Raw genomic sequence first — 26,894 nt, forward strand, 5'->3', positions numbered from 1 at the left:
GCCGCTGGGTTGATCAGGTACGTAAAGAGCGACAGAAGGGCCAGCCAGTAGCCGGTACCAAAGCGATCAGCGACGAACAGCGAGAGCTCCAGCANCTGCGAGCNAAGATCAAGCGCCTGGAGACCGAGGCTGAAATCTTAAAAAAGGCTACGGCTCTCTTGATGTCGGATCCCGATCGTTTTTCCTGATCGAGGAACTGAGAGAGTCAGGNTCGTATCCGACCAGCCTCCTTTGCAGTGCGCTGAGCGTGTCCCGTAGCGCGTTTTATGACTGGCTTCGCCGCCGTTCAGTGCCGAATACCAAGCGTGACGAACTCAGAGAAAAAGTCATTCAACTGCACGGCGAAAGCAGGGGAAGCGCGGGTGCGAGAATGATCTCTGAGCACCTGAAGGCCCAGCAGCTCAAGGTGGGGAGGTATCTGGCCGGAAAACTCATGGAGGAGGCAAATCTGGACAGCAAGCAACGCCGTCCGCATCGAAATCGCTCCAAAGGCGTTGAAGCGTTTGTGGCCAAGAATCTGCTCGCGCGTAACTTTGAGCCAACAGCAATTAACCAGGTCTGGTGCGGTGATGTGACCAGTTTGATGGTCGGGAAGCGCTGGTATCACCTAGCAGTAGTGATTGATTTGTTCGCGCGTCGGATCGTTGGCTGGGCGTTTTCCCTGATCAACGACGCCAACTTGGTTAGCAAGGCGCTGAGGATGGCGGTAGGGGTCAGGGGCAAGCATGCAGGCTTGATGTTTCACTCGGATCAAGGCTGCCAATACACCAGCCAGCGCTTCCAGTCCGAGCTGCTTGAGCATGGGATAACGCAGAGCATGAGCCGGAGGGGACAATGCTGGGATAACGCACCGACAGAGCGTTTCTTTGGGACGCTCAAGTCAGAATGGGTGCCGCCCAAGGGCTACAAGGAAATTGAAGAGGCCAAGCAGGACATGACCAGCTTCTTCATGCGATACAACCGAATCAGACTCCATAGCTACAACAACTACTTGTCGCCAATAGCTATGGAGCAGCAGGCGGCTTGATCACCGTAACTGGTGTCCGGAAATACTTGACCAGAACAAGGCCGCTCCTACAGGGGCCGAGCCGACAGCTAGTGGTCTTCGAAGAAGCGCTTGCTCTCTTCCAGGTAGTCTTCCTGCAACGCCGGGTCCAGCCAGCGTGCATACAATGCCGGCAACACGTCCCGGCGCAGGGCAGGCAGCAACTGGTCTATGTGCGCAATCGCTATACGCCCCAACTCGCTGTTCGAACAGCCTACATGCAGAAACTGGTAGCGGTTCACCCCTTGAACAGGATGAAACCGGTAGTCAGCCAGTGCTCCGCCTTGCTGCTCGATCAGGTAGCGCACTTCGGGCCAGTAGCCGAGCACCATGCGCAGGCGCCCCAGCTGTTGCATCTGCAGCAGGTTGGCAGTGGCGTCGTTGCCGTAGTGGCGGCTGAACGCGGTGTCGGGCAACTGGCGCAGAATGGCGTCGATCTGTGTGCCATAGCTGCGCTCGGCGACAACCCCCAGCTTCAGCGAAGTCTTGCTCAGCAGGCCATGCAGGTCTACCTGCTGGCCATCGAGGTAAGGCGCTACCAGCGCCTCGCTGTCCTTGCGCAGCACCAGGCCGCCACTGATCACGCCCAGAGAGGGCGTTGAAAACCGCACGTATTCGGCGCGGTCCGGCGTCCACAGCAGGGTCGGGTCGCAGGTGAAAGTTTGCGGGTCCTGCAGCATCTGGATGCCGCGGGCGCGGTTGACGCGCACGATGCTGTGGTCATATTCGGGCATCTGCCTGATCAGCAGAGGCAACAGTTGGTCGATCACCCCACGGCCTTTTTCCGGCCCTTCCAGAATGGTGAACGGCGGCAGGTCGCGCACCAGCCAGAAGAGGCGCTCCTTGGCACTGGCAGTTTGTAATAGCAATGCGGGCAGCAGCCCGCACAGCAGGACCAGGTGACGTAGGCAACGGGCAGCGCGCATGGACCAGGGCCGCGCCAGGGTCAGACCGTGCCTGCTGCGCGCAGGCTGGCGATAGCCGCTGCGTCGTAGCCCAGGTTGCCGAGCAGCGCCTCGGTGTGTTCGCCCAGCGCCGGGCCTACCCACTCGGTGGAGCCGGGGGTGTCCGACAGCTTGGGCACGATGCCCGGCATGCGGAATGGCTTGCCGTCCGGCAGTTTCGCCTGCAGGAACATTTCGCGTGCCAGGTACTGCGGGTCGTTGAACATGTCTTCGGCCGAATAGATGCGGCTGGCCGGTACTTCGGCGGTGTTCAGCACTTGCATCAGTTGCTCCAGTGGCAGGCTGTTGGCCCAGCGGTCGATTACCCCGTAAAGCTCGTCACGGCGCAGGTCGCGGCCATCGTTGGTGGCCAGGGTCGGGTCGTCGGCCAGGTCGGTGCGGCCAATGGCGTGCATGAAGCGCTTGAAGATCGCATCGCCGTTGGCACCGATCTGCACATGCTTGCCGTCGGCGCTGGTGTGGATGGAGGAGGGTGTGATGCCCGGCATGATGTTGCCGGTGCGTTCGCGGATAAAGCCGAACACATCGAACTCCGGGACCATGCTTTCCATCATGGCGAAGATCGCTTCGTACAGGGCCACGTCCACCACCTGGCCCTGGCCGCCGTTGACTTCCCGGTGCCGCAGCGCCATCAGTGCGCCGATAACCCCCCACAGGGCAGCAATCGAGTCGCCGATGGAAATGCCCGTGCGCACCGGTGGGCGGTCGTCGAAGCCGGTGATGTAGCGCAGGCCGCCCATTGATTCGCCCACGGCGCCGAAGCCCGGCTGGTCCTTCATCGGCCCGGTCTGGCCAAAGCCCGACAGGCGCACCATGACCAGGCGCGGGTTCAGTGCATGCAGCACGTCCCAGCCCAGGCCGAGTTTTTCCAGTACGCCCGGGCGGAAGTTCTCGATCAGGATGTCGGCCTCGGCCAGCAGGCGTTTGAGAATCTCGCGGCCCTCGGGGTGCTTGAGGTTGAGGGTGAGCGACTGCTTGTTGCGGGCCTGCACGAACCACCACAGCGAGGTGCCCTCGTACAGCTTGCGCCATTTGCGCAATGGGTCGCCGCCGTCGGGCGATTCGACCTTTATCACCTCGGCGCCGAATTCGGCACAGATGCGCGAGGCGAACGGCCCAGCGATGAGGGTGCCGAGTTCGACAACTTTGAGGCCGGCGAGGGGTTTGCTGGGCGTCGACATGGGGCATCCGTGGCAGCTGGGCAGAGCCGTGGTTTTATCACACGTCGGTTTCGCCGGGTACTGCTGCGGCGCATGGAAGGTGCGGATGGGTTAGACTGTGCCACTTTTCTTTTGCACGAAGCCCGTCGACCATGGCCCAGCCGTCCACCACCTACAAATTCGAACTGAACCTGACCGACCTCGACCGCGGCGTGTACGAAAACGTCCGTCAGACCATCGCCCGCCACCCTTCGGAAACCGAAGAACGCATGGCCGTGCGCCTGCTGGCCTACGCCCTGTGGTACAACGAAAACCTGTCGTTCGGCCGTGGCCTGTCCGATGTGGACGAAGCGGCGCTGTGGGAAAAGAGCCTGGACGATCGCATCCTGCACTGGATCGAAGTAGGCCAGCCGGACGCTGACCGGCTGACTTGGTGCTCACGCCGCACCGAGCGCACCAGCCTGCTGGCCTACGGCAGCCTGCGCGTATGGCAGAACAAGGTGGTAGATGCGGTCAAGGGCCTGAAGAACCTGAGCATCGCCGCCGTGCCGCAGGAGGTGCTGGAAACCCTCGCCACCGACATGCCACGCACCATCAAGTGGGACGTGATGATCAGTGAAGGCACGCTGTTCGTCACCGACGACCGTGGCCAGCACGAAGTGCAGCTGGAATGGCTGCTGGGTGAGCGCGGCTGAATTACCCATGCGTATCGAACCTCGCCCGTTGCCGCCGACCCTGCCATTCCTGGGTAACCTGCCGCCCTTGCTGACCCGCCTGTACGCCGCCCGCGGCGTGCAGAGCGAGGCCGAACTGGACAAAAGCCTGGCGCGCCTGCTGCCGTACCAGCAGCTCAAGGGCATCGAGGCTGGCGTGGATCTGCTGGTCGAGGCCATCGACCAGCGCCAGCGCATCCTCATCGTTGGCGACTTCGATGCCGACGGCGCCACCGCTAGTACCGTCGGCGTGCTGGGCCTGCGCCTGCTGGGTGCGGCCCATGTCGACTACCTTGTGCCCAACCGCTTCGAATACGGTTACGGTCTGACCCCGGAAATCGTCGAGGTGGCGCTGCAACGCCAGCCGCAGCTGTTGATCACCGTGGACAATGGCATTTCCAGCGTCGACGGTGTGGCTGCCGCCAAGGCCGCCGGGCTCAAGGTGCTGGTCACCGACCACCACCTGCCGGGCGCGGAGTTGCCCGATGCCGACGCCATCATCAATCCCAACCAGCCGGATTGTAGCTTCCCGAGCAAGGCGCTGGCCGGGGTAGGGGTGATCTTCTACGTGCTGATGGCGCTGCGTGCGCGCCTGCGCAGCCTGGGGCGTTACGAAACGCAGCCACAGCCGAACATCGGCGAATTGCTCGACCTGGTTGCCTTGGGCAGCGTCGCCGACGTGGTGCCATTGGATGCCAACAACCGCATCCTGGTGCACCAGGGCCTCGAACGCATTCGCGCCGGCCGCGCCCGACCGGGGCTCAAGGCCATTCTTGAAGTGGCCCGTCGCGATCACCGGCGCATCACCTCGACCGACCTCGGCTTCATCCTCGGCCCGCGGCTGAACGCTGCCGGGCGCCTGGACGACATGAGCCTGGGCATCGAATGCCTGCTGTGTGAAGACGCGGCCCTGGCCCAGGACATGGCCCAGCAACTGGACGACCTGAACCAGGACCGCAAGTCCATCGAACAGGGCATGCAGCGCGAGGCCCTGGCCCAGCTCAAGGACCTGCCGGTCGAGTCGATGCCATATGGCCTGTGCCTGTTCGATGCGGACTGGCACCAGGGGGTGATCGGTATTCTGGCTTCGCGCCTGAAGGAGCGTTACCACCGGCCGACTATCGCCTTCGCCGACGCTGGCGAGGGTATGCTCAAAGGGTCGGCGCGTTCGGTGCCGGGGTTCCATATTCGTGATGCACTGGATGCCGTGGCGGCGCGCCACCCGCAGCTGATCAGCAAGTTCGGTGGCCACGCGATGGCGGCGGGTTTGTCGTTGCCCGAGGCCAATTTCCCGGCATTTGCCGAGGCGTTCGACGAAGAAGTTCGGCGCCAGCTACGCGAAGAGGACCTGACGGGTCGCTTGTTGTCCGACGGTAGCCTGGCGGTGGAGGAGTTCCACCTCGACCTGGCCAAGGCCCTGCGCCATGCCGGCCCTTGGGGCCAGCACTTCCCCGAGCCGCTGTTCCATGGCGTGTTCCAGTTGGTGGAGCAGCGTGTGGTGGGCGAGCGGCACCTGAAGGTGGTGCTCAAGAGCGAGTGTGGCTCGGTGCGGCTGGACGGTATTGCCTTTGGCATTGACCGCGAAGTATGGCCGAACCCCACGGTGCGTTGGGTGGAATTGGCGTACAAGCTGGATGTGAACGAGTTTCGTGGTAATGAAAGTGTGCAACTGATGATTGCCCACATGGAGCCGGGTTGAGGGTATGTACCACCGCTGCTGGCGGTCTGGGCCTGCACCGGGCCTGAGGCTCGCACTGTACCTGTGGGAGCTGGCTTGCCGGCGATCACCGGCGAAGCCGGTGCCATCCACCGAGTCGCCTGCTTCGCGGGCACGCCCGCTCCCACAGGGCCTGCATCGGGCTTGAGGCATGCACTGTACCTGTGGGAGCTGGCTTGCCGGCGATCACCGGCGAAGCCGGTGCCATCCGCCGAGTTGCCTGTTTCGCGGGTGAACCCGCTCCCACCGTTCAACCTCTACCAAATCCCATGGAACCTCCCCCCCAACCATTCTGGTCTAGTCTGAAGTTATGACCGGACCTGGGCCAGGGATGTGCAATTGAGTGCCCGGGCCGGATCACCATTGGAGTCCTTGGGAGGTGCCCTCATGAGCCTGCTGCTCGAGCCTTACACCCTGCGTCAGCTGACCCTGCCCAACCGCATCGCCGTTTCGCCGATGTGCCAGTATTCCGCCATCGATGGCCTGGCCAACGATTGGCACCTCGTCCATTTAGGCAGCCGCGCTGTGGGTGGCGCTGGCCTGGTAATCACTGAAGCCGTGGCGGTGACCGCCGATGGCCGCATCACCGCTGAAGACCTCGGCCTGTGGGACGACGCTCAGATCGCCCCGCTGCAACGCATCACCCGCTTCATCACCGCCCAGGGGGGCGTGCCCGGTATCCAGCTGGCTCACGCCGGGCGCAAGGCCAGCACCTATCGCCCGTGGCTGGGCAAGCAAGGCAGCGTCAAACCCGAGGAGGGCGGCTGGCAGCCGGTAGGGCCGTCGAAGATCGCCTTCGACCCGCAGCACACCCCGCCGCGTGAATTGAACAAGGATGAAATCGAGCAGGTGATCGCCGCCTTCGTCGCCTCGACCGAGCGCGCCCTGAAGGCCGGCTTCAAGGTGGTCGAGATCCACGCCGCCCACGGCTACCTGTTGCACCAGTTCCTGTCACCACTTAGCAACCAGCGCCGCGACGAGTACGGTAGCTGCTTCGAAAACCGCATCCGCCTGACCCTGCAGGTGGTCGAGGCCGTGCGCAAGGTCTGGCCAGCCGAGCTGCCACTGTTCGTGCGGGTATCGGCGACCGACTGGGTCGAGGACGGCTGGAACCCGGATGAAACCGTCGAACTGGCCCGCCGCCTGCGCGGCTTGGGCGTCGACCTGATCGACGTGTCCTCCGGCGGCACCTCGGTCAACGCAGAAATCCCCACCGGGCCCGGCTACCAGACCCGCTTCGCCGAGCGTGTGCGCAAGGAATCGGAAATCGCCACCGGCACCGTTGGCATGATCACCGAACCGGCCCAGGCCGAGCACATTCTGCGCACCGGCCAGGCCGACATCATCTTCCTCGCCCGCGAACTGCTGCGCGACCCGTACTGGCCGCTGCACGCCGACGACGATCTGGGCGGCAACAAAGCTACCTGGCCTGCGCAATACCAGCGCGCCACCAGCCGGGCCAACCCGATTCACGAGTCGGATTTGCGGGACTAGGTTTTACCTGCACTGGCCTCTTCGCGGGCTCGCCCGCTCCCACAGGTACATCACAGCCCTTGAGGTTTGTGGAGTACCTGTGGGAGCGGGCGAGCCCGCGAAGAGGCCAGTAGATTCAACCTTGGACTAGTGCTTGATCATCACATGCCGCACACAGGTGTAGTCTTCTAGCCCATACATCGACATGTCCTTGCCATACCCCGAATGCTTCTGCCCGCCATGGGGCATTTCGCTGACCAGCATGAAGTGGGTATTCACCCAGGTGCAGCCATACTGCAGGCGCGCTGCCAGGCGGTGGGCGCGGCCGGTGTCGCGGGTCCATACCGATGAGGCCAGGCCGTATTCGGAGTCGTTGGCCCATTCCAGTGCCTGCGCTTCGTCGTTGAAGCGAGTCACCGACACCACCGGGCCGAACACTTCATTGCGCACGATCTCGTCATCTTGCAGGGCATCGGCCAGCACGGTCGGCTCGAAGAAGAAACCGTCGCCCTCGATTGCCTTGCCACCGGTGACCAGGCGAATGTGCGGCTGGGCGATGGCTCGTTGCACCAGGCCGGCGACCTTGTCGCGGTGCTGGGCACTGATCAGCGGCCCCAGCTCGGTGTCCTCGGCTTCCTGCAGGCCTGGCTTGAGGGTGACCACTGCGGCCCCCAGGCGTTCGACGAAACGCTCGTAGATGCCATCCTGCACGTACAGCCGACAGGCTGCGGTGCAGTCCTGGCCGGCGTTGTAGAAGCCGAAGGTACGGATACCGTCGATGGCGGCATCGATGTCGGCATCGTCGAACACCAGCACCGGGGCCTTGCCGCCCAGTTCCATGTGCATGCGTTTCACGCTGTCGGCAGTGGCGCTGATGATGTGCGCGCCGGTGGGGATCGAGCCGGTCAGCGAGACCATGCGCACCTTGGGGTGGCTCACCAGCGGGTTGCCCACCGTCTGGCCGCGGCCGAAGAGGATGTTCAGCACCCCAGGTGGCAGCAGGTCGCGGGCGAGTTCGCCGAGGCGCAGGGCGGTCAGCGGGGTCAGCTCGGAGGGCTTGATCACCACGGTGTTGCCGGCAGCCAGGGCCGGGGCGATCTTCCACGCCAGCATCATCAACGGGTAGTTCCATGGCGCGATCGAGGCCACCACACCCAGCGGGTCACGGCGGATCATCGAGGTATGGCCTGGCAGGTACTCGCCGGCTGCCGAGCCGCCCAGGCAGCGCGCCGCACCAGCAAAGTAGCGGAACACGTCGGCAATTGCCGGGATCTCGTCATTCAGCGCGGCGCTCAGCGGCTTGCCGCAGTTCTGCGATTCCAGGCGGGCCAGTTCATCGCCATGGGCTTCAATGGCGTCGGCCAGCGCCAGCAAGGTTTGCGAGCGTTCCTTGGGGCTGGTTTGCGACCAGCTGTCGAAGGCCTGGTCGGCGGCGCGCACGGCGCTGTCCACCTGGGCCTCGCTGGCTTCGTTGATTTGCGCCAGGGCAGTGCCCAGCGCCGGGTTGAGCACGGTCCAGGCCGGGCCTTGGCCAGCGACCAGCTGGCCATTGATCAGCATCTGCGTTTGCATCGGGGACTCCTCCAGGGTCATTTGCCGCTGCCCGCGACGCTTTCGCCGCCACGGGTCAGGTAATAGGCGCCAAGTATCGGCAACATGGTCACCAGCATCACCAGCATGGCGACCACGTTGGTCACCGGCACGTCGCGCGGGCGGCTGAGCTGGTTGAGCAGCCAGATCGGCAGGGTGCGTTCGTGGCCGGCAGTGAAGGTGGTGACGATGATTTCGTCGAACGACAGGGCAAAGGCCAGCATGCCGCCGGCCAGCAGCGCCGAGCCGAGGTTGGGCAGGATGATGTAGCGAAAGGTCTGCCAGCCGTCGGCGCCCAGGTCCATCGAGGCTTCGATCAGGCTCTGCGAAGTACGCCGCAGGCGGGCGATCACGTTGTTGTAGACGATCACCACGCAGAAGGTGGCGTGGCCGACCACGATGGTGAACACCCCGGGCTCGATCCCCAAGGCCTTGAACGCCGAGAGCAGGGCGATGCCGGTGATGATGCCGGGCAGGGCGATGGGCAGGATCAGCATCAGCGAAATGCTCTCCTTGCCGAAAAAGCTGCGCCGGTACAACGCCGCCGAGGCCAGCGTGCCGAGCACCAGGGCGATCAGCGTGGCCAGGCAGGCCACCTGCAGCGACAGCTTGATCGCTTCCAGCACATCGGGCCGGGCGAAGGCCACGGCGAACCACTTCAGGGTAAAGCCCTTGGGCGGGAAGCTGAATGCCGCGTCTTCGGTGTTGAAGGCATACAGGAAGATGATCAGGATCGGGAAATGCAGGAACAGCAACCCGCCCCAGGCCGCCAGGCGCAGCCCGGTCGAGGCTTTTTCAGAGTGCATCGAAGGCCCCCAGTCGCTTGACGATGGACAGGTACACCGCGATCAGCACGATCGGCACCAGGGTGAATGCGGCGGCCATCGGCATGTTGCCGATCGCCCCTTGCTGGGCATAGACCATGCTGCCGATGAAATAACCGGGCGGGCCGATCAGCTGCGGCACGATGAAGTCGCCCAGGGTCAGCGAGAAAGTGAATATCGAGCCGGCGGCTATGCCTGGGATCGACAGCGGCAGGACCACCTGCAGGAAGGTTTGCCCGGGCCGGGCGCCGAGGTCTGCCGAGGCTTGCAGCAGCGACGGCGGCAAGCGTTCCAGCGAGGCCTGGATCGGCAGGATCATGAACGGCAGCCAGATGTACACGAACACCATGAAGCGCCCCAGGTGCGAAGTAGACAGCGTGCTGCCGCCCACGCCCGGCACCGCCAGCACCGTCTGCAGCAGGGCATCCAGGTGCAGTTGCTGGACGAACCACTGGGCCACGCCGCCCTTGGCCAGCAGCAGAGTCCAGGCGTAGGTCTTGACGATGTAGCTGGCCCACATCGGCATCATTACCGCGATGTAGAAAAACGCCTTGGTCTTGCCGCTGGTGTAGCGCGCCATGTAGTAGGCGATGGGGAAGGCCAGCACCGCGCTGGCCAGCGACACCGCCAGCGCCATGCCCAGGGTACGCAGAATGATGTCGAAGTTCGACGGGTTGAACAGCGCGGCGAAATTGCCCAGGGTCAGGTCCGGGGTTACCGCCATGGTGAAGTCGTCGAAGGTATAGAAGCCCTGCCACAGCAGGTTCAGCAGCGAGCCCAGGTAGATTGCGCCGAACCAGGTCAGTGGTGGGATCAGCAGCAGGGCCAGGTACAGGTTGGGGCGCCGGTACAGCAGGTTGGACAGGCCGCGCAGTGTGCTCATGTCAGCGGCCCTCGGTTTCCTGCAGCACCGTCATGGCTTCGCGGGGCCAGTGTGCCTGTACCGGTTGCCCGGGTTGCCAGGCCTGTACCTGCGCCTGCCAGCGGTCGTTGGCCTGGCTCACCGCCAGTAGTTGGCCGCTGTCCAGTTGCAGCTCGTAGCGGGTGGCACTGCCCTGGTATTGGATGTCGCGCAGCAGGCCGCTGACCTGGACGTGCTGGCCGGCTGTGGCCGGGGCGCCGAGGCGGATGTGTTCGGGGCGGATGGAGAAGGGCGCCGGGCTGCCATTGAGCGCCATGGCCAATTCGCCACGCAGCACATTGGAGGTGCCGACGAATTCGGCGACGAAGGTGGTCGCCGGCTGCATGTACAGGTTGCGCGGGGTGTCGACCTGCTCGATACGGCCGCGGTTGAACACTGCGACGCGGTCGGACATCGACAGCGCCTCGGTCTGGTCGTGGGTCACGAATATGAAGGTGATGCCCAGCTGGCGCTGCAGCTTTTTCAGCTCGCCCTGCATCTGTTCGCGCAACTTCAGGTCCAGCGCGCCAAGCGGCTCGTCCAGCAGCAGTACTCGTGGCCGGTTGACCAGCGCGCGGGCCAGGGCCACGCGTTGGCGCTGGCCACCGGACAACTGCGCCGGCTTGCGTGCGCCGTAGCCGGCCAGGGCCACCATCGCCAGGGCTTCTTCTGCGCGGCTTTGCCGTTCGGGCTTGGCCACGCCCTTTACTTTCAGGCCGTAGGCAATATTGTCCAGCACGTTCATGTGCGGGAACAGGGCGTAGTCCTGGAATACGGTGTTGACGTCGCGCTGGTAGGGCGGTACGCCGGCAGCCTCGACGCCGTGGATGCGGATCGAACCGCTGGTGGGTTGCTCGAAGCCTGCAATCAGGCGCAGGCAGGTGGTCTTGCCGGAGCCAGAGGGGCCGAGCATGGAGAAGAATTCGCCATCGATGATGTCGATGCTGACCTGGTCGACGGCCTTGATCTCGCCGAAGGTGCGGGAAACTTGGGTGAACTGGACGGCTAGGGGCATGCATAGGCTCCGGACAACACGGTTTCTCCTGTACCGGCTTCTTCGCGGGTAAACCCGCTCCCACAGGATCATCACCGCCTGCAAGGGTGGGGCTTTACCTGTGGGAGCGGGTTCACCCGCGAAGAGGCCGGCACAGGCATTCAAGCAACCTCAGCGCCCACCCATGATCGCAATGTAATCCTGGGTCCAGCGGCTATATGGCACGAACTTGCCGCCCTGGGCCTGCGGGGTTTTCCAGAAGGCGATCTTGTCGAAGTTGTCGAAACCGTTGGTCTTGCAGCCCTCGGCCCCCAGCAGCTCGCTGCCGGTGCAGGCCGCCGGCACCGCCGGCAACGAACCGAACCAGGCCGCCACGTCACCCTGTACCTTCGGCTGCAGCGACCAGTCCATCCACTTGTAGGCACAGTTGGGGTGCTTGGCTTCGCTGTGCAGCATGGTGGTGTCGGCCCAGCCGGTCGCGCCTTCCTTGGGTATGGTCGAGGCCACGGGCTGCTTCTCTGCCTTCAGGCCATTGACCATGTAGCCCCAGGAACTGGAAGCGACCACGCCTTCGTTCTTCACGTCGCTCATCTGCACCGTGGCGTCATGCCAGTAGCGGTGAATGAGCGGTTGCTGCTGGCGCAGCAGTTCCAGTACGGCCTTGTACTGCGCTTCGTTCAGTTCGTACGGGTCCTGGATGCCCAGCTCGGGTTTGGCCGTCTTCAGGTACAACGCCGCATCGGCGATGTAGATCGGCCCATCGTAGGCCTGCACGCGGCCCTTGTTCGGCTTGCCGTCGGGCAGGTTCTGCGGCTCGAACAGCACGCCCCAGCTGGTGGGCGCCTGCTTGAATACGTCGGTGTTGTACAGCAGTACGTTCGGCCCCCACTGGTACGGGGTGCCGTAGACCTGCTTGTCGACCACGTACCAGTCACCGCTCTGCAGCCGTGGGTCGATGTTCTTCCAGTTAGGGATCAAGGCGGTATTGATCGGCTGTACCCGCTTGCCCGCGATCAGCCGCAGCGACGCATCGCCCGAGGCGGTGACCAGGTCGTAGCCGCCCTTGGTCATCAGGCTGACCATCTCGTCCGAGGTGGCGGCGGTCTTGACGCTGACCTTGCAGCCGGTTTCCTTCTCGAAGCCGGTTACCCAGTCGTAGGCCTTGTCGCTTTCACCGCGCTCGATGTAGCCGGGCCAGGCGACGATGTCCAGGCGGCCCTCGCCGGCCCCCAGGGCCTTGGGCGGTTCGGCGGCCTGCAGGCTGGCGCTGGCCAGCACGGCGCAGGCGGTTGCGCCGAGCAATGCGGTCTTGTGCACTGACATGGTGTTCCCTCTTCTTGGAGATTTTGGTCGGGGCAGTCATCAAGCAAGCCGTGAAGCGATCGTTATAAACGTAGTGCGGTTACGCGCGGTATTGGCGATATCGAGTCTAGTTGGCTTTTTGCCAGCCAATGCAACATCCGGAAGCAAATCCCCTCGTGGCGATAGCGTGGGCAGGGCTTAACCTGACGGCTCCCTTGGCCAACGTGGAGACCGTTTGATGAATACCCGGGGATTGCTCGACCAGTTGCTCAAGTCCGGCCAGGACTTGCTCGCCAGCCAGGCCGGCAAGGCCAGCTCTGGCAAACCAGGGGCCAGTGCTGGCGGCCTTGGCGGCCTGCTTTCGGGTGCCGGTGGCGGCGCCCTGGCGGCGGGCGCCATGGGCTTGCTGCTGGGCAACAAGAAAGCCCGCAAATATGGTGGCAAGGCCCTGACCTATGGCGGCCTGGCCGCGCTCGGTGTGCTGGCTTACAAGGCCTACGGCAACTGGCAGGCGCGCCAGCAGGTGGCCGCCACCGAGCCACAGACCATCGACCGCCTGCCGCCGGCCCAGGCCGAGCTGCACAGCCAGGCGGTACTGCGGGCCCTGGTGGCGGCTGCCAAGTCCGATGGCCATATCGACGAACGCGAGCGTGCGCTGATCGAGGGCGAATTCACCCGCCTGGACGACGACCGCGAGTTGCAGCACTGGCTGCATGCCGAGCTGAACAAGCCGCTGGACCCGGCCGAAGTGGCCCGAGCCGCGCAAACGCCGGAAATGGCCGCCGAGATGTACCTGGCCAGCGTGATGATGGTCGACCAGGAAAACTTCATGGAGCGCGCCTACCTGGACGAACTGGCCCGCCAGTTGCGCCTGGACCCTGCCTTGCGCCAGGAGCTGGAAAGTCAGGCAAGGCAGGCGGTAGTGCAGTAGCAGTGCTTGTCACGACATTTTCAGCGCCTATGAGATCGAGCGCCGCCCGCGCGGCGCTTCGCAGCGCAAGGCTGCTCCCACATCTGTTTCGGGCCAATCATTCCTGGACCATGGGCGCGCGGGCCCTTGGCGTCCATCTCGATATCGTGCGGGACTAACAAGGCGGTCGCGTGCGTTGGCACAGGCGTTACTGGCCCGAAACAGATGTAGGAGCAGCCTTGCGCTGCGAAGCGCCGCGCGGGCGGCGCTCGATCTCACAGGCGCTGAAAATATCGCGGCAAGCACCCGGTAGCTTTTACTCCATTCCCACATTTCAGCCGCATGAGCGCTGGGCGCCTGGGCTATACTTCGGCGATTTTCCCCGCTCGTTGTGAATTCCTGAGGGCTGAATGTGAAGAACTGGACCTTGCGCCAACGGATCCTGGCAAGTTTTGCCGTGATCATCGCCATCATGCTGCTGATGATCGTGGCCGCCTACTCGCGGTTGGTGACCATCGCCTCCGCCGAGCAGGCAGTGGGGACCGACAGCATTCCCGGCCTCTACTACAGCTCGATGATCCGCAGCGCCTGGGTCGACAGCTACGTCACCAGCCAGCAGCTGGTGGGGCTGTCCAACCACCGCGAATTCACCTCGGCCGACGCAGAGCTGTTCAAGAGCTTCGAGGACCGCCTGAAGGAGCACATGACCAGCTACCAGGGCACCATTCAGGATGATGACGACCAGGCGCGCTTCGACGCCTTCACCCAGATGGAAGTCGCCTACCTCAAGATCGTCGACCAGGTGCTGGAAGCCTATCGACAACGCAACTACGCCGAAGCCCAGCGGTTGATCACCGATGTGCTGACCCCGGCCTGGCTCGAGGGCCGCAAGCACCTCAACGAAGTGATCGAGCACAACCGCGCCGCCGCCGACACCGACACCAACGAGATTGTCGGTGCAGTGAGCACGGCCAAGGGCAGCATGATCATTTCGCTCCTGCTGGCAATCATCGCCGCAGGCGTGTGTGGCCTGTTGCTGATGCGCGCCATCACCGCGCCCATGCAGCGTATTGTCCACGCCCTCGACAAACTGCGCTCGGGCGACCTGAGCATGCGCCTGAGCCTGGACCGCAAGGACGAGTTCGGTGCCATCGAAAGCGGCTTCAACGAAATGGCCGAGGCCCTGGCCAACCTGGTGGCCCAGGCCCAGCGTTCGTCGGTGCAGGTGACCACCTCGGTGACCGAAATCGCCGCAACCTCCAAGCAACAGCAGGCCACCGCTACCGAAACGGCCGCCACCACCACCGAAATCGGCGCCACCTCGCGGGAAATCGCCGCCACCTCGCGCGACCTGGTGCGTACCATGACCGAAGTCACCTCGGCCGCCGATCAGGCCTCCAGCCTGGCCGGCTCCGGCCAGCAAGGCCTGGCGCGCATGGAGGAAACCATGCACCAGGTGATGGGCGCCGCCGACCTGGTCAATGCCAAGCTCGGCATCCTTAATGAAAAAGCCAGCAATATCACCCAGATGGTGGTGACCATCGTCAAGGTCGCCGACCAGACCAACCTGCTGTCGTTAAACGCTGCCATCGAAGCGGAAAAGGCCGGCGAGTACGGCCGCGGCTTTGCCGTGGTGGCCACCGAAGTGCGCCGCCTGGCCGACCAGACCGCCGTGGCCACCTACGATATCGAGCAAATGGTGCGCGAAATCCAGTCGGCGGTGTCGGCCGGGGTCATGGGCATGGACAAGTTCTCCGAAGAAGTGCGCCGCGGCATGTTCGAGGTGCAGCAGGTGGGAGAGCAGCTCAGCCAGATCATTCACCAGGTGCAGGCCCTGGCGCCGCGCGTGCTGATGGTCAACGAAGGCATGCAGGCCCAGGCCACCGGTGCCGAGCAGATCAACCAGGCACTGGCCCAGCTCAGCGATGCCAGTACCCAGACTGTCGAGTCGCTGCGCCAGGCCAGTTTCGCCATCGATGAGCTGAGCCAGGTGGCCGCAGGCCTGCGTGGCGGCGTGTCGCGCTTCAAAGTCTGACTGCGATGAACGACTTGCAGCCGCGCGCCGCGCGGGCGGGCAACGCCAAGGGGGCGTTGTACCTGCAGTTTCGCATCCGCGACCAACGCTTTGCCCTGAGCGTGCACGAGGTGATCGAGGTGCTGCCGCGCCAGCCGCTCAAGCCGATCGCCAAGGCGCCTGCCTGGGTCGCAGGCATTCTTGCGCACCGGGGCCTGCTGGTACCGGTGGTCGACCTGGCGGCATTGAGCTTCGGCCAGCCGGCAGCGCAGCGCACCAGTACCCGCCTGGTGCTGGTGCACTACCGAGGCGGCCTGCAGCTTGGCCTGATCCTGGAACAGGCCACCGAAACCCTGCGTTGCCACCCCGACGAGTTCCAGCCGTATGGCGTGGATAGCGGTGAGGCCCCGTACCTGGGCCCGGTGCGTCAGGACGAACAGGGTTTGCTGCAGCGCATCGAAGTCAGCGACCTGTTGCCCGATGCCGTGCACGCGTTGCTGTACGCGGATGATCCGACAGGGATGCCGACATGAACGAACAGCATTTTTTCCGCTTCCTGCGCGAACGCATCGGCCTGGATGTGGAGTCGGTGGGCGCTACCATGGTCGAGCGTGCGCTGCGCCAGCGTTGCGTGGCCGTGAACGCCGCAGACCTGGATGATTACTGGCTGCACCTGCAGCAGTCGATGGATGAACAGCAGGCACTGATCGAAGCGGTCATCGTCCCGGAAACCTGGTTCTTCCGTTACCCCGAATCCTTCACCGCCTTGGCCAGCCTGGCGCACAAGCGCCTGGCGGAGCTGGCCGGGGCGCGCCCGCTGCGCTTGCTCAGCCTGCCTTGCTCGACTGGCGAGGAGCCCTATTCGCTGGCCATGGCCTTGCTCGATGCGGGTATCGCGCCGGGGGCGTTCATGATCGACGGCATGGACATCAGCCCCAGTTCCGTGGCCAAGGCCGGGCAGGCCGTTTATGGGCGCAATGCCTTCCGTGGCAGCGACCTGGGCTTTCGCGAGCGTTACTTCGATGCCCTGGAGGAAGGCCACCAGTTGCATGAACGGGTGCGCGAGCAAGTCAGCCTGCAGGTGGGCAACGTGCTCGACCCGGCCCTGGCCAGCCGCGATGGCCTGTACGACTTCGTGTTCTGCCGTAACTTGCTGATCTATTTCGACGTGCCGACCCAGCAACGGGTGTTCGAAATGCTCAAGCGCTTGCTGCACCCCCAGGGCGTGCTGTTCATCGGCCCGGCAGAAGGCAGCTTGCTGGCGCGATTGGGCATGCGCCCGCTGGGGATTGCGCAGTCGTTCGCCTACGTGCGTCAGCAGGGCGATAGCGCAGCGCTGGCTACGCCCCCGGCCCAGCCCTTGCGGCGCATGTCGCCAGCACCTGCCAGGCCTGGCTATCCGTTACCGAGCGCAGCGTTGCCGCGCCCGCTGCGGGTGCTGCCCGTGGCCGCCAAGCCAGCGCCGGCGCGCGAGCACAAGCGCGAGGAGCCAAGCGAGTTGCTGGCCAGCATTGCCCGGCTTGCCAATGCCGGCGCCAGCGAAAAGGCCCGTGCCGAATGCCAGCGCTACCTGGGCCAGTTCGCGCCTTCGGCGCAGGTTTACTACTGGCTGGGGCTGCTCAGCGATACCGAAGGCGATGCGCAGCAGGCACTGACCCACTATCGCAAAGCCCTGTACCTGGAGCCGCAGCACCCCGAGGCGCTGGTGCACCTGGCGGCCTTGTTGGCGGCCCAGGGCGACCTGGCCGGTGCCCGGCGCCTGCAGGAGCGCGCCGCACGGGTCGGCCGGGAGTCTGAACGATGAAGGAATCCGCGATGCAATTGCTCGCCGAGGATGACGCGCACATCGACGACTGCTGGAACCGCATTGGCGTGCACGGCGACAAGCAGTGCCCGCTGTTGGAACGTCACGTTCACTGCCGCAACTGCGAGGTGTATGCCGCTGCGGCCACACGCCTGCTCGACCGCTACGCGCTGATGCAGGACCACCAGGCTGCCGTGGCGCCGCCGGCCGACGAAAACACCGGCCGCTCCATGCTGCTGTTCCGCCTTGGCGAAGAATGGCTGGCGCTGGCCACCGCCTGCCTGGCCGAAATTGCCCCGCTGCAGGCGGTACATTCGCTGCCGCACCAGCGCTCGCGGGTGTTGCAGGGGGTGGCCAACGTGCGTGGTGCGCTGGTGCCGTGCCTGTCACTGGCGGACCTGCTGGGTGTGCGGGCCAATGCTGCCGAGCAACGTACCGGCCGGGCGATGCCACGCATGCTGATCCTGGCTGCGGAGGGCGGGCCAGTGGTGATGGCGGTCGAGGAGATCGACGGCATTCACCGGCTCGACCCGCTGCTGCTGGGCAGCGGCCAGGACGCCTCCCGCTTCACGGCAGCGGTGCTGCAATGGCGTGGCCGCAGCGTGCGGGTGCTGGACGATCAACACTTACTGTCAGCCGTGCAGCGGAGCCTGTCATGACCCCAGAGCAAATGCGCGACGCATCGTTGCTCGAACTGTTCAGCCTGGAGGCCGAGGCGCAGACCCAGGTGCTCAGCGCCGGCCTGATGGCCCTTGAGCGTAATCCCACGCAAGCCGACCAGCTCGAGGCTTGCATGCGCGCGGCCCACTCGCTGAAGGGCGCCGCGCGGATCGTCGGGGTGGACGCTGGCGTCAGCGTCGCCCATGTCATGGAAGACTGCCTGGTGGCCGCCCAGGAGGGCCGCCTGCGGCTGAGCGCCGAGCATATCGACGCCCTGCTGCAGGGCACCGACCTGCTGATGCGCATCGCCACGCCTGGCGATACCGGTGCCCAGGCGACGCTGCCGGTGTTCCTTGCGCAAATGGCCAGCCTGCTCGACCCGGGGGCGGCAGCCAAGCCCTTGGCGCCGCCAGCCGTGCCAGCGCTGCCGGAAACACCGGTGCAAATCGCGCAAGACGAACCTGTGCCGCTGCCTGCCGAACCCTTGGAGCCCGAGCTCGACCTGGCTCCCCGTCGCAAGGCCGGCAAGCGCACCGGCGAGGGTACTGAGCGGGTGCTGCGGGTCACCGCCGACCGCCTCAACAGCCTGCTCGACCTGTCCAGCAAGTCGCTGGTGGAAACCCAGCGGCTCAAGCCGTACCTGGCCACCCTGCAGCGCCTCAAGCGCATGCATGGCCAAGGCATGCAGGCGCTCGACGGCCTGCGCATGCAACTTGAGGACAGTGGGCAGAGCAGCGAGGTGCTTGAAGCCTTGGCTCAGACCCAGCGCCTGCTGGCGGAAACCCAGCAGATCCTGCAGCAGCAGGCTGCCGACCTGGACGAGTTCGGCTGGCAGGCCAGCCAGCGCGCACAACTGCTGTACGACACCGCGCTGGCTTGCCGGATGCGGCCGTTTGCCGATGTGCTGACCGGCCAGAGCCGCATGGTGCGCGACCTTGGCCGTTCGCTGGGCAAACCGGTGCGGCTGCTGGTGGAAGGGGACAAGACCCAGGTCGACCGTGATGTGCTGGAAAAACTCGAAGCACCGCTGACCCACCTGTTGCGCAACGCGGTCGACCACGGCATCGAACTGCCCGAGCGGCGCCTGCTGGCGGGCAAGGCGGAGGAGGGGATAATTCGCCTGCGAGCCTCGCACCAGGCCGGTATGCTCAGCCTGGAACTGATTGACGACGGTGCCGGCATCGACCTCGAGCGCCTGCGCAGCAGCATTGTCGAGCGCGCCCTGTCGCCCGCCGACACGGTGGCGCGGATGAGCGAGGAAGAGTTGCTGACGTTCCTGTTCCTGCCCGGGTTCAGCCTGCGCGACAAGGTCACCGAGGTGTCCGGGCGCGGCGTGGGCCTGGATGCGGTGCAGCACATGATCCGTGAGCTACGCGGTTCGATCGAGCTGACCCAGCTGGCCGGGCAGGGCTGCCGTTTCCACTTGCAGGTGCCGCTGACCCTGTCGGTCGTGCGCAGCCTGGTGGTCGAGGTGGGCGGCGAGGCCTATGCCTTCCCGCTCGCCCATATCGAACGCACGCTCGAAGTGGGCGCCGACGAGATCGTGCAGATCGAGGGGCGCCAGCACTTCTGGCACGAAGGCCGGCACATCGGCCTGGTCGCGGCCAGCCAACTGCTCAACCGCCCGGCCGGGCAGACGCAGGAGAGCAGCCTGCGGGTGGTGGTGATCCGCGAGCGCGAGCAACTGTATGGCGTGGCCGTGGAGCGGTTGGTGGGCGAGCGGGTGCTGGTGGTGATGCCGCTCGACCCACGGTTGGGCAAGGTGCAGGACATTTCTTCCGGCGCCTTGCTCGACGATGGCTCGGTGGTGCTGATCGTCGATGTCGAGGACCTGCTGCGCTCGGTGGAAAAATTGCTCAGTACCGGCAGCCTGGAACGCATCGAACGCGGCAGCAGCGGCGCCCGTGGCGCGGCGCGCCAGCGCATCCTGGTGGTCGACGATTCACTTACCGTGCGGGAACTGCAGCGCAAGCTGCTCGGCAACCGTGGCTACGATGTGGCCGTGGCGGTGGACGGCATGGACGGCTGGAACGCCTTGCGTGGCGAGGACTTCGACCTGCTGATCACCGACATCGACATGCCGCGCATGGATGGCATCGAGCTGGTCACTCTGGTGCGCCGCGACCAGCGTCTGCAGTCACTGCCGGTAATGGTGGTGTCCTACAAGGACCGTGAGGAAGACCGACGGCGTGGCCTGGACGCTGGCGCCGACTACTATTTGGCAAAGGCCAGTTTCCATGACGATGCGTTGCTGGATGCTGTGGTTGAGCTGATCGGAGGTGCTCAGGGATGAAGATCGCCATCGTCAACGACATGCCCATGGCCGTCGAGGCGCTGCGCCGGGCGGTCGCCCTGGAGCCGGAGCACCAGGTGGTGTGGGTGGCCAGCAATGGTGCCGAGGCGGTGCAGCGCTGCACCGAGCTGCAGCCAGACCTGATCCTCATGGACCTGATCATGCCGGTCATGGATGGTGTCGAGGCCACCCGGCGGATCATGGCCGAAACCCCATGTGCCATCGTCATCGTCACGGTCGACCGCAAGCAGAACGTGCACCGGGTGTTCGAGGCCATGGGCCACGGCGCTCTCGACGTTGTCGACACGCCGGCACTGGGGGCGGGCGACCCGCGTGAAGCGGCAGCGCCACTGCTGCGCAAGATCCTCAACATAAGCTGGTTGATTGGTCAGCAGCGCGCACCGGCTGCACGCCCGGTCGCCGCATCCGTGCGGGCAGCGTCCCAGCACCGCGGACTGGTAGCAATCGGCTCGTCCGCTGGCGGCCCCGCCGCCCTTGAAGTACTGCTCAAGGGCCTGCCGGCGGCGTTTCCGGCGGCCATCGTGCTGGTCCAGCATGTGGACCAGGTGTTTGCCGCGGGCATGGCCGAATGGCTCAGCAGCGCAGCCGGGCTGCCGGTGCGTCTGGCCCGTGAAGGCGAGCCGCCGCAGCCGGGGCAGGTATTGCTGGCCGGCACCAATCACCACATCCGCCTGCTACAGAACGGCCAACTGGCCTACACTGCCGAACCTGTCAATGAAATCTATCGGCCTTCGATCGATGTGTTCTTCGAGAGTGTGGCGCGCTATTGGAACGGTGATGCGGTGGGCGTGTTGCTTACCGGCATGGGCCGCGATGGTGCCCAGGGCCTGAAGCTGATGCGCCAGCAGGGCTTCCTGACCATTGCCCAGGACCAGGCCAGCAGTGCGGTGTACGGGATGCCCAAGGCCGCTGCGGCCATCGATGCCGCAGTGGAAATCCGCCCGCTGGAACGCATAGCCGGGCGCTTGATGGAATTTTTCGCAAAATGACGAAGTGTATTGAATCACGCCGCCAGGCCGGCAGTGATCGGGTGAACAGGTATGAATGATTTACCGATCGAAGGTTTCACGACCCCCAACGAGAACTCGGCGATGGTGTTGCTGGTCGATGACCAGGCCATGATCGGCGAGGCGGTGCGGCGTGGCCTGGCCAATGAAGAGAACATCGACTTCCACTTCTGCGCCGACCCGCACCAGGCGGTGGCCCAGGCGGTGCGCATCAAGCCTACGGTGATTCTTCAGGACCTGATCATGCCTGGCCTGGACGGGCTGACCCTGGTGCGTGAATACCGCAACAACCCGGCGACGCAGGACATCCCGATCATCGTCCTGTCGACCAAGGAAGACCCGCTGGTCAAGAGCGCAGCCTTTGCTGCCGGGGCCAACGATTACCTGGTCAAGCTGCCGGATACCATCGAACTGGTGGCGCGGATCCGCTATCACTCGCGTTCCTACCTGACCTTGCTGCAGCGCGACGAGGCCTACCGTGCCCTGCGCGTCAGTCAGCAGCAACTGCTCGATACCAACCTGATGCTGCAGCGGCTGATGAATTCCGATGGCCTGACCGGGTTGTCCAACCGCCGCCACTTCGACGAGTACCTGGAGCTGGAATGGCGCCGGGCCATGCGTGAGCAGCAGCAGTTGTCGCTGCTGATGATCGATGTGGACTACTTCAAGGCCTACAACGACAGCTTCGGCCACCTGGCCGGTGACGAGGCCTTGCGCCAGGTAGCCGAGGCACTCCGCGGCGCGTGCTCGCGGCCGACCGACCTGCCGGCGCGCTATGGCGGCGAGGAGTTCGTCCTGGTATTGCCCAACACGTCGCCTGGTGGGGCACGCCTGGTGGCCGAGAAGCTGCGCCAGACCGTGCTCGGCCTGGGCATCCCGCACACTGCACCGGTGCCCGACTCGTACCTGACCGTGAGCATCGGCCTGGCCACCCAGACTCCGGCCATCGGCAGCCATAGCCGGCAGCTGATTTCGGCTGCGGACAAAGGCCTGTACCAAGCCAAGAACAGTGGGCGCAACCAGGTCGGCATCGCCTGAAACGCTGAAGCTGGAGCGGCCCCTGTGGGAGCGGCCTTGCGTCGCGATTGGGCCGCGCAGCGGCCCCGGCAATCTCTACTGCTGAGCTGAAAATCAGGGGCCGCTGCGCGGCCCAATCGCGACGCAAGGCCGCTCCCACAAGGACCGTGCAATTTCCAAGTGCTCGATATACATGCTACCGCCCGGCGGGTCTGCCGCCTTGCGGCGGACTCGGTTATACTCGCAGGCTTTTCACCGAATTCGCACGAGAGCTTCCCGCCCATGGAAATCCAACCGATCCTGAACACCATCAAGGACCTTACCGAGCGTTCCCAGTCCATTCGGGGGTATCTTTGACTACGATCACAAGCATGACCGCCTGATCGAAGTCAACCGCGAGCTGGAAGACCCCAACGTCTGGAACAAGCCCGAGTACGCCCAGGCCCTGGGCCGCGAGCGTGCGATGCTGGCACAGGTCGTCGAGACCCTGGACAAGCTGTCCGGCGGCCTGGCGGACTGCCAGGACCTGCTCGACATGGCCGTCGAGGAAAATGACGAAGGCGCCGTCGGCGACGTCGTGACCGAGCTGGAAAGCCTGGAAGAAAAACTGGCCCAGCTCGAGTTCCGTCGCATGTTCAGCGGCGAGATGGACATGAACAACGCCTACCTGGACATCCAGGCCGGCTCCGGTGGTACCGAGGCGCAGGACTGGGCCAACATCCTGCTGCGCATGTACCTGCGCTGGGCCGACAAGCGTGGTTTCGACGCCACCATCATCGAGCTTTCCGAAGGTGAAGTCGCCGGCATCAAGGGCGCCACCGTGCATATCAAGGGCGAGTACGCCTTCGGCTGGCTGCGCACCGAAATCGGCGTGCACCGCCTGGTGCGCAAGAGCCCGTTCGACTCCGGTGCCCGTCGCCACACCTCGTTCTCGGCGGTGTTCGTGTCGCCCGAGATCGACGACAAGGTCGAGATCGATATCAACCCGTCCGACCTGCGCATCGATACCTATCGCTCCTCCGGTGCCGGTGGTCAGCACGTAAACACCACCGACTCGGCGGTACGTATCACCCACGTGCCGACCAACACCGTGGTGGCCTGCCAGAACGAACGTTCGCAGCACGCCAACAAAGACACCGCCATGAAAATGCTGCGGGCCAAGTTGTACGAGCTGGAAATGCAGAAGCGCAACGCCGCCTCCCAGGCGCTGGAAGACAGCAAGTCGGACATCGGCTGGGGCCACCAGATCCGCTCCTACGTGCTGGATGACTCGCGTATCAAGGACCTGCGTACCGGTGTCGAGCGCAGCGACTGCCAGAAGGTCCTGGACGGCGACCTTGACCAGTACCTGGAAGCGAGCCTCAAGCAGGGGCTGTAAAACGCACACAAACGCCGCGGTACCAGGCCTGGGCCGGTACCGCGTGCCCTGCCCGAAAGGGGCACCGAACACCTGATGGAAAGAATGACGAAATGAGCGACCTCAAGACCGAAGCGCAAGACCTGCAACAGGAAGAAAACGCCCTGATCGCCCTGCGCAAGGAAAAGCTTGCCGCCGAGCGCGCGAAGGGCAATGCCTTCCCCAATGACTTCCGTCGCGACAGCTACTGCAACGACCTGCAGAAGCAGTATGCGGACAAGACCAAGGAAGAACTGGAAGCTGCAGCGATTCCGGTCAAGGTCGCTGGCCGCATCATGCTCAACCGCGGCTCGTTCATGGTCATTCAGGACATGACCGGCCGCATCCAGGTCTACGTCAACCGCAAGACCCTGCCGGAAGAAACCCTGGCAGCGGTCAAGACCTGGGACCTGGGCGACATCATCAGCGCCGAAGGCACCCTGGCCCGTTCCGGCAAGGGCGACCTGTACGTCGAAATGACCAACGTGCGCCTTCTGACCAAGTCGCTGCGCCCGCTGCCCGACAAGCACCACGGCCTGACCGACACCGAGCAGCGCTACCGCCAGCGTTACGTCGACCTGATGGTCAATGAAGAAACCCGCCACACCTTCCGTGTGCGTTCGCAGGTGATTTCGCACATCCGCAAGTTCCTCATCGAGCGCGACTTCCTCGAAGTCGAGACGCCGATGCTGCAAACCATCCCTGGTGGTGCCGCGGCCAAGCCGTTCGAAACCCACCACAACGCCCTGGACATGGCCATGTTCCTGCGTATTGCGCCGGAGCTGTACCTCAAGCGCCTGGTGGTTGGTGGCTTCGAGAAGGTGTTCGAGATTAACCGCAACTTCCGTAACGAAGGCGTTTCGACTCGTCACAACCCTGAATTCACCATGCTCGAGTTCTACCAGGCCTACGCCGACTACCGCGACAACATGGACCTCACCGAGGAGCTGTTCCGCGAGCTGGCGCAGCTGGTGCTGGGCACCACCGACGTGCCGTACGGCGACAAGGTGTTCCACTTTGGCGAGCCGTTCGCCCGCCTGTCGGTATTCGACTCGATCCTCAAGTACAACCCCGAGCTGACCGCCGCCGACCTGCAGGACGTCGACCGCGCTCGCGAGATCGCCAAGAAAGCCGGCGCCAAGGTGCTGGGCCACGAAGGCCTGGGCAAGCTGCAGGTGATGATTTTCGAAGAGCTGGTCGAGCACAAGCTGGAGCAGCCGCACTTCATCACCGAGTACCCGTTCGAAGTGTCGCCGCTGGCCCGTCGCAACGACGACAACCCGGCTGTTACCGACCGTTTCGAGCTGTTCATCGGTGGGCGCGAGATTGCCAACGCCTACTCCGAGCTCAACGATGCCGAAGACCAGGCCGAGCGCTTCCTGGCCCAGGTGGCCGAGAAGGACGCCGGTGACGACGAAGCCATGCACTACGACGCCGACTTCGTTCGCGCCCTGGAGTACGGCATGCCACCGACTGCTGGTGAAGGCATCGGCATCGACCGCCTGGTGATGCTGCTGACCAACTCGCCGTCGATCCGCGACGTGATCCTGTTCCCGCACATGCGTCCGCAGGCCTGAGTGAATTGAACGAGCCGCCTTTCGAGGCGGCTTTTTCTTGCCTGAAGCTTTATGTTGTCAGTACCGGCCTCTTCGCGGCTAAAGCCGCTCCCACAGGGACCGCACCAGCCTGAGGGTAGTGGGGGACCTGTGGGAGCGGCTTTAGCCGCGAAGAGGCCGGTACTGACGAAACACTGTCCATGAGGTACCCCCAGTGACACCCGCAATGCCTCACCAGGGCGCCGCCGGCATCGCCACCGCCGTCGCCGAAAGCGTGCAATACCAAGGCCGCAAGACTGCCCGCCAGGGCAGCGAACAGCGTCGCCAACTGATCCTCGACGCCGCCATGCGCATTGTCGTGCGCGATGGCGTACGTGGCGTGCGCCACCGCGCCGTCGCCGCCGAGGCCGGTGTGCCACTGTCGGCCACCACCTATTACTTCAAGGACATCGAGGACCTGCTCACCGATACCTTCGCCCAGTATGTCGAACGCAGCGCCGCCTACATGGCCAAGCTGTGGGCCAATACCGAGGTGGTGTTGCGCCAGTTGCTGGCGCAGGGTGACGGCAGCCCGCAGGCACGGGCACGGTTGGCTGACGAAGTAGCACGCATGACTGCCGACTACGTGCAGCGGCAACTGCTGAACCGCCGCGACTTCCTGATGGCCGAGCAGGCCTTCCGCCAGGAGGCGCTGCTATGCCCGCGCCTGGCTGAACTGGTGTGCGCTCATGAGCAGATCCTGCTGCATGGCACCCGCCAATTGCTGCAGGTGGTGGGCTCGCTGCAACCGGAACAGGACGCCCAGATGTTGACGGCGATTATCGAGCAGATGGAATATCAGGGCCTGCTCAAGGATGCGAACGCGCAAGCCGATGGGCAGATGCTCGCTATGCTTAGCCGATACCTGCAGCTGGTGCTGGCATCGGCCTGAGCCGAGACCGAATTTTCAAGGAGAACCTGATGAAAGCCTGGCGTGTGGTGTTGTTGACTCTGTCATTCCTGCTGCTGGGCGGTTGTCTGGTGACCTTCCACGAGCCCTTGCCGAGCAACCAGGCGGCGCCCAAGGCCCTGCTCGGCAAGTGGAGCAGCAAGGACGCCTGGGGCGAGCCGCTGAAGCTGGTGATCAGCCGCAGCGGTGGTGATGCCTACAAGGCGGTGGCCACGGCCAAGGGCAAGGCCCCGGAGGAATACGTGTTCACCGTGTCGCGCCACGGCAACCGCTGGTACCTGTCGGCTGGGGTGCCGAAACGCCTGGGTGGCAACTTCCTGATCGGCGGTTTCGATATCGTCGATGGCAAGGAGCTGGTGGTCTACAACCTGGATGTCGAACAGGTGCAGCAGGCAGTGGACAAGAAGGAGCTGACCGGGCGCAGCACCGAGGTGCCGGAGGACAACGGCGACGGTGTGCTGATCGACAGCCCGTCGGCGCGGGTGCTGGCGTACCTGGACGACCCGGCCAACTCCGACCTGTTCGTTGAAGTGGCGCGGTTCCAGCGCTCCGGCAAATGACCGTGCTGGCCTCTTCGCGGCTG

The 26,894-nt window shown here is 64.5% G+C and carries 23 protein-coding genes; 16 read left to right on the forward strand and 7 right to left on the reverse strand.

All coding sequences use genetic code 11. The annotated features are described in order from the left end of the window. Positions 1-196 precede the first annotated feature (196 nt). A complete protein-coding gene (locus JV551A3_RS07610) occupies positions 197-1,027 on the forward strand; it encodes an IS3 family transposase (RefSeq protein ID WP_235874553.1) in 831 nt (276 codons plus the stop codon). A 68-nt stretch (positions 1,028-1,095) separates the two neighbouring features. On the opposite strand, the gene JV551A3_RS07615 is transcribed toward JV551A3_RS07610, so the two are convergent. Both JV551A3_RS07615 and JV551A3_RS07620 read right to left on the reverse strand, forming a co-directional pair. Next, positions 1,096-1,971: a TIGR02285 family protein gene (locus tag JV551A3_RS07615; RefSeq protein WP_133970487.1), complete on the reverse strand. Its 876-nt coding sequence runs from the start codon at positions 1,969-1,971 to the stop codon at positions 1,096-1,098. 20 nt (positions 1,972-1,991) lie between these two features. Beyond that, complete coding sequence (locus JV551A3_RS07620) at positions 1,992-3,191, reverse strand: CaiB/BaiF CoA transferase family protein (RefSeq protein ID WP_133970488.1); 1,200 nt, start codon at positions 3,189-3,191, stop codon at positions 1,992-1,994. Positions 3,192-3,322: 131 nt separating this feature from the next. Here JV551A3_RS07620 and JV551A3_RS07625 point away from each other — a divergent pair, with 131 nt between their 5' ends. From JV551A3_RS07625 to JV551A3_RS07640, 3 genes are all read left to right on the forward strand, one after another. Continuing rightward, positions 3,323-3,865 (forward strand): YaeQ family protein, encoded by a 543-nt coding sequence (locus JV551A3_RS07625; RefSeq protein WP_013971198.1) that lies wholly within the window; start codon positions 3,323-3,325, stop codon positions 3,863-3,865. 7 nt (positions 3,866-3,872) lie between these two features. After that, on the forward strand, positions 3,873-5,582 hold the full coding sequence (gene recJ / locus JV551A3_RS07630) for a single-stranded-DNA-specific exonuclease RecJ (RefSeq protein WP_133970489.1): 1,710 nt from the start codon (positions 3,873-3,875) through the stop codon (positions 5,580-5,582). A 405-nt stretch (positions 5,583-5,987) separates the two neighbouring features. Next, the gene (locus tag JV551A3_RS07640; RefSeq protein WP_133970491.1) at positions 5,988-7,094 is read left to right on the forward strand and encodes an NADH:flavin oxidoreductase/NADH oxidase; all 1,107 of its coding nucleotides are present in this window, start codon (positions 5,988-5,990) and stop codon (positions 7,092-7,094) included. A gap of 126 nt (positions 7,095-7,220) precedes the next feature. Here the strand turns inward: JV551A3_RS07640 and JV551A3_RS07650 are convergent, their stop codons facing one another. The 5 genes from JV551A3_RS07650 to ydcS all read right to left on the reverse strand — a co-directional run bounded on the left by JV551A3_RS07650 (position 7,221) and on the right by ydcS (position 12,705). Continuing rightward, positions 7,221-8,645: a gamma-aminobutyraldehyde dehydrogenase gene (locus JV551A3_RS07650; protein ID WP_133970492.1), complete on the reverse strand. Its 1,425-nt coding sequence runs from the start codon at positions 8,643-8,645 to the stop codon at positions 7,221-7,223. Between the two features lie 17 nt (positions 8,646-8,662). Further along, positions 8,663-9,469 carry an ABC transporter permease gene (locus JV551A3_RS07655; protein WP_133970493.1) on the reverse strand — a complete coding sequence of 269 codons (807 nt, stop codon included), beginning with the start codon at positions 9,467-9,469 and terminating at the stop codon, positions 8,663-8,665. Beyond that, on the reverse strand, positions 9,459-10,370 hold the full coding sequence (locus tag JV551A3_RS07660; RefSeq protein WP_133970494.1) for an ABC transporter permease: 912 nt from the start codon (positions 10,368-10,370) through the stop codon (positions 9,459-9,461). Before JV551A3_RS07660 ends, JV551A3_RS07655 begins: the two co-directional genes overlap by 11 nt. Position 10,371: 1 nt before the next feature. Continuing rightward, complete coding sequence (locus JV551A3_RS07665) at positions 10,372-11,403, reverse strand: ABC transporter ATP-binding protein (RefSeq protein WP_133970495.1); 1,032 nt, start codon at positions 11,401-11,403, stop codon at positions 10,372-10,374. Between the two features lie 150 nt (positions 11,404-11,553). After that, on the reverse strand, positions 11,554-12,705 hold the full coding sequence (ydcS, locus tag JV551A3_RS07670) for a putative ABC transporter substrate-binding protein YdcS (protein WP_133970496.1): 1,152 nt from the start codon (positions 12,703-12,705) through the stop codon (positions 11,554-11,556). 217 nt (positions 12,706-12,922) lie between these two features. Between ydcS and JV551A3_RS07675 the strand changes: the two genes are divergently transcribed. The 12 genes from JV551A3_RS07675 (at position 12,923) to JV551A3_RS07730 (ending at position 26,871) form a co-directional block, all read left to right on the forward strand. Next, the gene (locus JV551A3_RS07675; protein ID WP_133970497.1) at positions 12,923-13,615 is read left to right on the forward strand and encodes a tellurite resistance TerB family protein; all 693 of its coding nucleotides are present in this window, start codon (positions 12,923-12,925) and stop codon (positions 13,613-13,615) included. A gap of 391 nt (positions 13,616-14,006) precedes the next feature. After that, entirely contained in the window at positions 14,007-15,629 is a 1,623-nt protein-coding gene (locus tag JV551A3_RS07680; protein ID WP_133970498.1) for a methyl-accepting chemotaxis protein, read from the forward strand. A gap of 5 nt (positions 15,630-15,634) precedes the next feature. Further along, positions 15,635-16,141, forward strand: a complete 507-nt coding sequence (locus JV551A3_RS07685) for a chemotaxis protein CheW (protein WP_133970499.1) — start codon at positions 15,635-15,637, stop codon at positions 16,139-16,141. Beyond that, positions 16,138-17,412 (forward strand): CheR family methyltransferase, encoded by a 1,275-nt coding sequence (locus JV551A3_RS07690; protein ID WP_133970500.1) that lies wholly within the window; start codon positions 16,138-16,140, stop codon positions 17,410-17,412. The genes JV551A3_RS07685 and JV551A3_RS07690 overlap by 4 nt, the downstream gene beginning before the upstream one ends. Further along, positions 17,409-18,071 carry a chemotaxis protein CheW gene (locus JV551A3_RS07695; RefSeq protein ID WP_133970501.1) on the forward strand — a complete coding sequence of 221 codons (663 nt, stop codon included), beginning with the start codon at positions 17,409-17,411 and terminating at the stop codon, positions 18,069-18,071. Before JV551A3_RS07690 ends, JV551A3_RS07695 begins: the two co-directional genes overlap by 4 nt. Continuing rightward, positions 18,068-20,365 carry a hybrid sensor histidine kinase/response regulator gene (locus tag JV551A3_RS07700; RefSeq protein WP_133970502.1) on the forward strand — a complete coding sequence of 766 codons (2,298 nt, stop codon included), beginning with the start codon at positions 18,068-18,070 and terminating at the stop codon, positions 20,363-20,365. The genes JV551A3_RS07695 and JV551A3_RS07700 overlap by 4 nt, the downstream gene beginning before the upstream one ends. Next, on the forward strand, positions 20,362-21,375 hold the full coding sequence (gene wspF, locus JV551A3_RS07705) for a Wsp signal transduction system protein-glutamate methylesterase WspF (RefSeq protein WP_133978551.1): 1,014 nt from the start codon (positions 20,362-20,364) through the stop codon (positions 21,373-21,375). Before JV551A3_RS07700 ends, wspF begins: the two co-directional genes overlap by 4 nt. A 51-nt stretch (positions 21,376-21,426) precedes the next feature. Further along, on the forward strand, positions 21,427-22,431 hold the full coding sequence (gene wspR, locus JV551A3_RS07710) for a Wsp signal transduction system regulator diguanylate cyclase WspR (protein ID WP_133970504.1): 1,005 nt from the start codon (positions 21,427-21,429) through the stop codon (positions 22,429-22,431). A 261-nt stretch (positions 22,432-22,692) separates the two neighbouring features. Next, positions 22,693-23,788 (forward strand): peptide chain release factor 2 gene (prfB, locus tag JV551A3_RS07715; protein WP_133970505.1). Its coding sequence is split into 2 segments (ribosomal slippage): positions 22,693-22,764 and positions 22,766-23,788, totalling 1,095 coding nucleotides; the frame shifts between segments, so codons are not numbered across the junction. Positions 23,789-23,880: 92 nt separating this feature from the next. Beyond that, entirely contained in the window at positions 23,881-25,383 is a 1,503-nt protein-coding gene (gene lysS, locus JV551A3_RS07720) for a lysine--tRNA ligase (protein WP_114170942.1), read from the forward strand. Between the two features lie 205 nt (positions 25,384-25,588). After that, a complete protein-coding gene (locus JV551A3_RS07725; protein WP_133970506.1) occupies positions 25,589-26,293 on the forward strand; it encodes a TetR/AcrR family transcriptional regulator in 705 nt (234 codons plus the stop codon). 29 nt (positions 26,294-26,322) lie between these two features. Further along, entirely contained in the window at positions 26,323-26,871 is a 549-nt protein-coding gene (locus JV551A3_RS07730; protein ID WP_003258915.1) for a hypothetical protein, read from the forward strand. Positions 26,872-26,894: the final 23 nt, after the last annotated feature.

The organism is Pseudomonas inefficax, assembly GCF_900277125.1.
Classification (GTDB): Bacteria; Pseudomonadota; Gammaproteobacteria; order Pseudomonadales; family Pseudomonadaceae; genus Aquipseudomonas; species Aquipseudomonas inefficax.

Coding starts and splice junctions, on each gene's coding strand:
- recJ (WP_133970489.1), top strand. CDS start 3,873: ATGCGTATCGAACCTCGCCCGTTGCCGCCGACCCTGCCATTCCTGGGT.
- JV551A3_RS07665 (WP_133970495.1), bottom strand. CDS start 11,403: ATGCCCCTAGCCGTCCAGTTCACCCAAGTTTCCCGCACCTTCGGCGAG.
- lysS (WP_114170942.1), top strand. CDS start 23,881: ATGAGCGACCTCAAGACCGAAGCGCAAGACCTGCAACAGGAAGAAAAC.
- JV551A3_RS07625 (WP_013971198.1), top strand. CDS start 3,323: ATGGCCCAGCCGTCCACCACCTACAAATTCGAACTGAACCTGACCGAC.
- JV551A3_RS07615 (WP_133970487.1), bottom strand. CDS start 1,971: ATGCGCGCTGCCCGTTGCCTACGTCACCTGGTCCTGCTGTGCGGGCTG.
- wspF (WP_133978551.1), top strand. CDS start 20,362: ATGAAGATCGCCATCGTCAACGACATGCCCATGGCCGTCGAGGCGCTG.
- JV551A3_RS07620 (WP_133970488.1), bottom strand. CDS start 3,191: ATGTCGACGCCCAGCAAACCCCTCGCCGGCCTCAAAGTTGTCGAACTC.
- ydcS (WP_133970496.1), bottom strand. CDS start 12,705: ATGTCAGTGCACAAGACCGCATTGCTCGGCGCAACCGCCTGCGCCGTG.
- JV551A3_RS07675 (WP_133970497.1), top strand. CDS start 12,923: ATGAATACCCGGGGATTGCTCGACCAGTTGCTCAAGTCCGGCCAGGAC.
- JV551A3_RS07730 (WP_003258915.1), top strand. CDS start 26,323: ATGAAAGCCTGGCGTGTGGTGTTGTTGACTCTGTCATTCCTGCTGCTG.
- JV551A3_RS07690 (WP_133970500.1), top strand. CDS start 16,138: ATGAACGAACAGCATTTTTTCCGCTTCCTGCGCGAACGCATCGGCCTG.
- JV551A3_RS07640 (WP_133970491.1), top strand. CDS start 5,988: ATGAGCCTGCTGCTCGAGCCTTACACCCTGCGTCAGCTGACCCTGCCC.
- JV551A3_RS07660 (WP_133970494.1), bottom strand. CDS start 10,370: ATGAGCACACTGCGCGGCCTGTCCAACCTGCTGTACCGGCGCCCCAAC.
- JV551A3_RS07655 (WP_133970493.1), bottom strand. CDS start 9,469: ATGCACTCTGAAAAAGCCTCGACCGGGCTGCGCCTGGCGGCCTGGGGC.
- JV551A3_RS07700 (WP_133970502.1), top strand. CDS start 18,068: ATGACCCCAGAGCAAATGCGCGACGCATCGTTGCTCGAACTGTTCAGC.
- JV551A3_RS07725 (WP_133970506.1), top strand. CDS start 25,589: ATGCCTCACCAGGGCGCCGCCGGCATCGCCACCGCCGTCGCCGAAAGC.
- JV551A3_RS07650 (WP_133970492.1), bottom strand. CDS start 8,645: ATGCAAACGCAGATGCTGATCAATGGCCAGCTGGTCGCTGGCCAAGGC.
- wspR (WP_133970504.1), top strand. CDS start 21,427: ATGAATGATTTACCGATCGAAGGTTTCACGACCCCCAACGAGAACTCG.
- JV551A3_RS07685 (WP_133970499.1), top strand. CDS start 15,635: ATGAACGACTTGCAGCCGCGCGCCGCGCGGGCGGGCAACGCCAAGGGG.
- JV551A3_RS07695 (WP_133970501.1), top strand. CDS start 17,409: ATGAAGGAATCCGCGATGCAATTGCTCGCCGAGGATGACGCGCACATC.